Genomic DNA, 6,373 nt, shown 5'->3' with positions numbered 1-6,373 from the left:
AACGAAGGCTGTTCCGCTGCGGCCTTCCGGGCAGGGCGGGGAAAGGTCATGTGCCGGCTTCCGTTCGGTCCCGGTTTCCGTTTCCCTGTTCCCGGCTTTCCAGGAGCCCTGCCACCGCGTCGGCGGCGCGGGCCGAGGCGTCCTGGCGCAGCTGCAGATGCAGGCGCCGGTAGTCGTCCTGCAGCCCGGGCACGCCGTCGGGCTGCGCGAACCACTGCAGCACCGCCGCGGCCAGGCGATCGGGCGTGCAGTCGTGCTGGATCAGCTCCGGCGCGAGGTCGCGGCCGGCCAGCACGTTGGGCAGGGCGTAGCGGTCGACCTTGACCAGCTTCAAGGCCTTGGCGATGCGGTAGGTCAGTTCGGACACGCGGTAGCCGACCACCATCGGCCGCTTGACCAGCATGGTTTCCAGCGTGGCCGTGCCGGAAGCGAGCAGCACCACGTCGGCGGCGGTCACCGCCGCGCGGGCCTGGCCGTCGAGCACGTGCAGGCGCGCGGCGGGCAGGGCCGAGGCGGCGATCTGGCGGTCGATCAGCTGGCGGCAGCTGGCATTGGCCGCCGGTACCACGATATGCAGGTCGGGCATGCGCTCGGCCACCTGCCAGGCGGCCTCGAAGAAGGCCGGACCCAGCCGGCCGATCTCGCCCAGGCGGCTGCCCGGCAGCACCGCCAGCACCGGCGCGGTGGCCGGCAGGGCAAGGTCGGTGCGGGCGTCGGCGCGGTCGCTGTCCAGCGCGATCGCATCGGCCATGGGGTGGCCGACGAAGCGCGCATCCACGCCGTGGCGCGCGTAGATCGGCGGTTCCATCGGGAACAGGCACAGCACCAGGTCGGCGCTGGCGCCGATCTTCTCGGCGCGCTTCTCGCGCCAGGCCCAGACCGAGGGGCTGACGTAATGCACGGTGCGGATGCCGCGCTGCTTCAGCCAGCGCTCCACGCCGAGGTTGAAGTCGGGCGCGTCGATGCCGATGAACACGTCCGGCCGCCAGTCCAGCACGCGCTGGCGGAACGCGCGCCGCAGTTTCAGCAGGCGCGGCAGGTGGCGCAGGATCTCGGCCAGGCCCATCAGCGCCAGTTCGCTGGCATCGAACCAGGTCTGGCAGCCGGCGTCGCGCATGGCGTCGCCGCCGATCCCGGCGAACTCGGCGTCGGGGAAATGCCGGCGCAGTTCGGCGATCAGCCCGGCGCCGAGGAGGTCGCCGGAGGTTTCGCCGGCGACCAGCGCGATGCGGGGGGAGCGGGGAAGCGGGAAGCGGGATGCGGGATGTGTGGGGGCGGCCGTTCGCGCGCCGTCATTCCCCGTTCCCGCGTTTACGTTTCCGTTGTCGCTGCGGGCATTCATCGCTGCAGCGGGCGGTCCGCGTGTTCGATGAACTCCAGCATCTGGCGCACGTCCTCGCTCTCGCGCGCCTGCTCGGCCAACAGCTGCTTGGCCTCGGCCAGTGGCACGCCGGCCACGTACAGGGTGCGGTAGGCGCGCTTGATCGCGCCGATGCGCCCGGCGTCGAAACCGCGGCGCTTGAGGCCTTCGCTGTTGATGCCGCGCGGGCGGCCGTGGCCGTCGATGCCGACCATGGTGAACGGCGGGATGTCGCCGGTGACCAGCGCCCCCATGCCGAGGAAGGCGTGGTCGCCGATGCGGCAGAACTGGTGGGCGCCGGCGAAGCCGCTGATGATCACCCAGTTGCCGATGCTGACGTGGCCGGCCAGCGTGGTGTTGTTGGAGAACACGCAGTGGTTGCCGACATGGCAGTCGTGCGCGACGTGCGTGTAGGCCAGCATCCAGTTGTCGTCGCCGACGGTGGTGACGCCGCCGCCGCCGCCGGTGCCGCGGTTGATGGTGACGAACTCGCGGACCACGTTGCGGTCGCCGATCACCAGTTCGGTGCGCTCGCCGGCGTACTTCTTGTCCTGCGGTTCGCCGCCGATGGCGGCATGGCCGATGAAGCGGTTGTCGCGGCCGATCCGGGTCGGCCCCTGGAGGCTGCAATGGGGGCCGACGACGGTGCCCGCGCCGATCTCGACGTCGGCGCCGATCAGGCTGAAGGCGCCGACGCGCACGTCGCCGGCCAGCCTGGCCGACGGGTCGACGACCGCCGTGGGATGGATCAGGGGGGCGCTGTCGCTCATGCGCGGGCTCCGGTCGGGGTCATTCGCGGGTGCCGGCGCACAGCACCTCGGCATGCGCCACGACTTCGCCGTCCACCTTGGCCTCGCCGTAGTAGACGGCCATGTTGCGGATCACGCGCTTGACCTGCACGTGCAGTTCCAGCACGTCGCCCGGCACCACCTGCTTCATGAAGCGCACGTTGTCGACCTTGACCAGGTAGAACAGCTTGGACTGCGCGTCGCGGCCGAGGCTGAGCTGGGTCAGCACGCCGCCGGCCTGCGCCAGCGCCTCGATGATCAGCACGCCCGGCATGATCGGCTGGCCCGGGAAATGCCCCTGGAAGAACGGCTCGTTGATGGAGACGTTCTTGTGCGCGACGATCGTCCTGGCCTCGGTGTCCAGCGCGACCACCTTGTCCACCAGCAGGAACGGGTAGCGGTGCGGGATCAGCGTGCGGATCGTGTTGACGTCGATGGGCAACGGCAGCGGTGAGTTCATTCCTTCTCCTTGCTCACAGCCAGGACCCGGCGTGCCAGGCTGTCCAGCTGCTTGAAGCGCGCGGCGTTCTTGCGCCACGTGCGGTTGTCGGTCAATGGGGTGCCGGACGAGTACTCGCCCGGTTCGGTGATGGAGTTGCGCACGACCGACTTGCCGGTGACGACGACGTGGTCGCAGATTTCCAGGTGCCCGACCACGCCGACCGCGCCGCCGAGCAGGCAGTAGCGGCCGATCCTGGCGCTGCCGGCGATGCCGGTGCAGCCGGCGATCGCGCTGTGCGCGCCGATGTGGCAGTTGTGGGCGATCTGCACCAGGTTGTCCAGGCGCACGTCTTCTTCCAGCACGGTGTCTTCCAGCGCGCCGCGGTCCACGCAGGTGTTGGCGCCGATCTCGCAGTCGTCGCCAATGCGCACCCCGCCCAGCTGCGGCACCTTGATCCAGTGGCCGGCGTCCATCGCCAGGCCGAAGCCGTCGGCACCCAGCACGGCGCCGGGATGGACGCGCACGCGCTTGCCCAGGCGGACCCGGGTGACCAGGGTGACGCGGGCGATCAGTTCGCAGCCGGCGTCCAGCACGCAGTCCTCGCCGATGATGCTGCCGGCGCCGACGATGCAGTTCTCCCCGACCACGCTGCGCGCGCCGATGCTGACGAACGGCCCGACGTGGGCGCTGGCGGCCACCTGCGCGGACGGGTCGATCACCGCGCTGGGATGGATGCCGGCCTCGCGCAGCGGCACCGTCTCGAACAGCGCGCCGATCTTGGCGAAGGTGGTGTACGGGTCCTTGGCGATCAGGGCGGTGCCCGGCGCGGCCTCGGCGTCGTCGGCACGCAGCACGACCACGGCCGCCCTGCTGTCGGCCAGCTGCGCGCGGTAGCGCGGATTGGCCAGGAAGGTCAGCTGGCCCGGGCCGGCATGGGCCAGCGTGGCCACGCCGTGGATGGCCACGGACGGGTCGCCATGGACCTGCAGGCCGAAGCGCTCGGCCAGTTCCTGTGCGGTATGGGTAGGAGTATTCACGCCGGGAGTTTAGCGTCTGGAAGTGGCGCGGTCATGCGGCAAGGCGACCGCCATGTATGCAGCCTTGCCCGGCGCATGGACAGGATGCCGGCAGGTCGGCCTGGGACTTGCGGGATCGTTCTGGAGCGGAGCCCCCTTGGCAAGGGGGCGCGCCGAAGGCGGGGGGATCGGAAGGCCAGGGCGCGGCCCCAGGTTTCGCATGGCGAAACCTGGGGTGCCCAAGGCATCGCCTTGGGCGCGCGGGCAGTTCCTCAGAACTGCCCGCCGAAGGTGAACTGCAGGCGCTCGATCTCGTCGCCTTCCTTCTTCTTGAGCGGGAAGGCGTAGCTGATCGAGATCGGGCCCACCGGCGCGCGCCACAGCAGCGCGACGCCGGCCGAGGCGCGCAGTTCGCCCGCATCGAAGTTGTCGGTGCCGTTGTAGACGTTGCCGAAATCCAGGAACGCCGACACGCGCGCCGAGGGGCTGTCGAACAGCTTCGGGAAGTAGGCTTCGACCGCGCCGACGGTCTTCACCGAGCCGCCCAGCGGCTGGCCGCGGTAGTAGCCGCCCATGATTTCCGAGCGCGGACCCAGGGTGTTGTCGCGGAAACCGCGCACCGAATTGGTGCCGCCGGCGTAGAAGTTCTCGAAGAACGGCAGCCCGGCGGCCTTCACCTGGCGGTGCTTGGCGGTGGGGTTGGCGGCGCAGTCCACCACTTCGCTGGTGGCCGGCTTGCCCGGGACGGCCGGGGTGTCGCCATCGGCCGGGATGCCGGGGACGGCGGGCGTCTCGAACCAGCAGATGTCGCGCACCTTGTCCTTGCCGTACGAGTCGCCGTAGCCGAACTCGACGCGGGTGTTGATCACCAGCGACGGCATGATCGGCCAGTACTTGGAGATCTGGTAGCTGAGCTTGTAGTACTCGGCGGTGGAGCCGGGCAGCGTGGCTTCCAGGCCCAGGCGCTGGTAGGTGCCGCGGGTCGGCATGAAGTAGTCGTTGCGGGTGTCGCGCGCCCAGCCCAGCTCGGTGCGCCAGGAATGGAAGGTGCGCGTGCCCATCGCATCGATGTAGTCGATGATCGCCTGCGGGGTATAGCCGCTGTAGGTGGTGATCTGGTTGCTGTCGATGCCGAACATCAGCGAGAAGCTGTCGTTCTCGGTGATCGGCACGCCGAACACCATCTGCGCCGCGCCGTTGGTGCTGTTGTACTGGGCGGTGTTGAAGTCCGAGTAGTCCAGTTCGCGCCAGGACAGGTTGTAGCCCAGCGACACGCCGTCGTCGGTGAAGTAGGGGTTCAGGTACGAGAAGCCGTAGCGCTGCAGGTAGCTGCTGCGCGAGGCCTCGACCGAGACGCGGTTGCCGCCGCCCAGGAAGTTGTTCTGCGACAGCTGCACCGAGGTGGTCATGCCGTAGGACTGCGAATAGCCCAGGCCGAACACGAAGCTGCCCGAGGTGGTTTCCTTGACGTTGTAGACCACGTCGACCTGGTCGTTGCTGCCGGTGACCGGGCTGGTCTCGACGTCGACCGATTCGAAATAGCCCAGGCGCTGCAGGCGGATCTTGGAACGGTCGATCGCCGCCTGCGAGTACCAGGCGTTCTCGAACTGGCGCATCTCGCGGCGCAGCACCTCGTCGGCGGTGCGGGTGTTGCCCTTGAACACGATGCGGCGCACCGACACGCGCGGGCCCGGCACGACCTGCATGTTGACCGCCACGGTGCGATCGGCGCGGTTGCTGGTCGGGATCGGGTTGACCTTGGCGAAGGCGTAGCCGACGTTGGACAGGGTGTTGGTGATCGCGTCGGCGCTCAGTTCCAGCAGGCCGCGCGAGAACGTGTCGCCGGCCTTCTGGAACACCATGCGCTCGACGTTCTCCTGCGGCAGGATGGTCTCGCCGGTGACCTTGATCTCGGAGATCTTGTACTGCTCGCCCTCGGTCACGCCGGCGGTGATGAACATGTCGCGCTTGTCGGGGCTGATCGAGACCTGGGTGGAATCGACGCTGAAATCGACGTAGCCGCGGTCCAGGTACCAGGAGTTGAGCTTCTCCAGGTCGCCGGACAGTTTTTCCTTGGAGTACTGGTCGTCGCGGCGGTACCACGAGGCCCAGTTGTGTTCCTTGGACTCCCAGGTATCCAGGATGTCGGCGGCCTCGAACTTCTCGGTGCCTACCAGGTTGACGTGGCGGATCTTGGCCGCCTTGCCTTCCTTGACGGCGATGGCGACGTCGACGCGGTTGCGGTCCAGCGGGCTCACCGTCGGGGTGATCTCGACGTTGTACTTGCCGCGGTCGTTGTACTGGCGGCGCAGTTCCTGGGTCACGCGGTCCAGGCTCAGGCGGTCGAAGGTGCCGCCCTCGCTCAGGCCGATGTCGGCCAGGCCCTTGAGCAGCTGCTCGCTCTTGATGTCCTTGTTGCCGGTGACGGTCAGCTTGTTGATCGCCGGGCGTTCCTTGACCGTGACCACCAGGATGTCGCCCTGGCGGTCCAGCTGCACGTCCTCGAAGAAGCCGGTCTTGTACAGGGCGCGGATGGTGTCGCCGACCTTGGCGTCGTCGACGCGGTCGCCGCGTTCCACCGGCAGGTAGGTGAAGACGGTGCCGGAAGAGATGCGCTGCAGGCCGTCCACGCGGATGTCGCTGGCGGTGAAGGGCTCGGCGGCCTGCGCGAGCGCGGGCGCGGCCAGACCGGCGGCGAGGGCGAGGGCAAGCAGGCGGCGAGTGGGAAGTCGCGTCATGTCACGTCCGGTTGGAGTCGATTTCATTG

At 68.9% G+C, this 6,373-nt stretch carries 5 protein-coding genes; all 5 read right to left on the bottom strand.

Annotated elements, in window-relative coordinates; all coding sequences use genetic code 11:
- Positions 1 to 46: 46 nt before the first annotated feature.
- The 5 genes from lpxB to bamA all read right to left on the bottom strand — a co-directional run bounded on the left by lpxB (position 47) and on the right by bamA (position 6,344).
- Positions 47 to 1,342, bottom strand: coding sequence for a lipid-A-disaccharide synthase (lpxB, locus tag CQ393_RS15410; RefSeq protein ID WP_153192724.1), 1,296 nt, complete (start codon positions 1,340 to 1,342; stop codon positions 47 to 49).
- Complete coding sequence (gene lpxA / locus CQ393_RS15405) at positions 1,339 to 2,130, bottom strand: acyl-ACP--UDP-N-acetylglucosamine O-acyltransferase (protein ID WP_153192722.1); 792 nt, start codon at positions 2,128 to 2,130, stop codon at positions 1,339 to 1,341. Before lpxA ends, lpxB begins: the two co-directional genes overlap by 4 nt.
- Before the next feature lie 19 nt (positions 2,131 to 2,149).
- Entirely contained in the window at positions 2,150 to 2,608 is a 459-nt protein-coding gene (gene fabZ, locus CQ393_RS15400; protein WP_153192720.1) for a 3-hydroxyacyl-ACP dehydratase FabZ, read from the bottom strand.
- Positions 2,605 to 3,627: a UDP-3-O-(3-hydroxymyristoyl)glucosamine N-acyltransferase gene (gene lpxD, locus CQ393_RS15395; protein ID WP_343199995.1), complete on the bottom strand. Its 1,023-nt coding sequence runs from the start codon at positions 3,625 to 3,627 to the stop codon at positions 2,605 to 2,607. The genes fabZ and lpxD overlap by 4 nt, the downstream gene beginning before the upstream one ends.
- 251 nt (positions 3,628 to 3,878) lie before the next feature.
- The gene (gene bamA / locus CQ393_RS15390) at positions 3,879 to 6,344 is read right to left on the bottom strand and encodes an outer membrane protein assembly factor BamA (protein WP_194269685.1); all 2,466 of its coding nucleotides are present in this window, start codon (positions 6,342 to 6,344) and stop codon (positions 3,879 to 3,881) included.
- Positions 6,345 to 6,373 lie beyond the last annotated feature (29 nt).

It is taken from the genome of Stenotrophomonas sp. MYb238, from assembly GCF_009496535.1.
GTDB lineage: Bacteria > Pseudomonadota > Gammaproteobacteria > Xanthomonadales > Xanthomonadaceae > Stenotrophomonas.
The sequence above is the reverse complement of the archived record's forward strand: the minus strand, read 5'-3'. Positions and strand labels throughout refer to the sequence as shown.

Excerpts from the sequence above, each read along its gene's own strand:
- fabZ (WP_153192720.1), bottom strand. The coding sequence starts at position 2,608 with ATGAACTCACCGCTGCCGTTGCCCATCGACGTCAACACGATCCGCACG.
- lpxA (WP_153192722.1), bottom strand. The coding sequence starts at position 2,130 with ATGAGCGACAGCGCCCCCCTGATCCATCCCACGGCGGTCGTCGACCCG.
- bamA (WP_194269685.1), bottom strand. The coding sequence starts at position 6,344 with ATGACGCGACTTCCCACTCGCCGCCTGCTTGCCCTCGCCCTCGCCGCC.
- lpxB (WP_153192724.1), bottom strand. The coding sequence starts at position 1,342 with ATGAATGCCCGCAGCGACAACGGAAACGTAAACGCGGGAACGGGGAAT.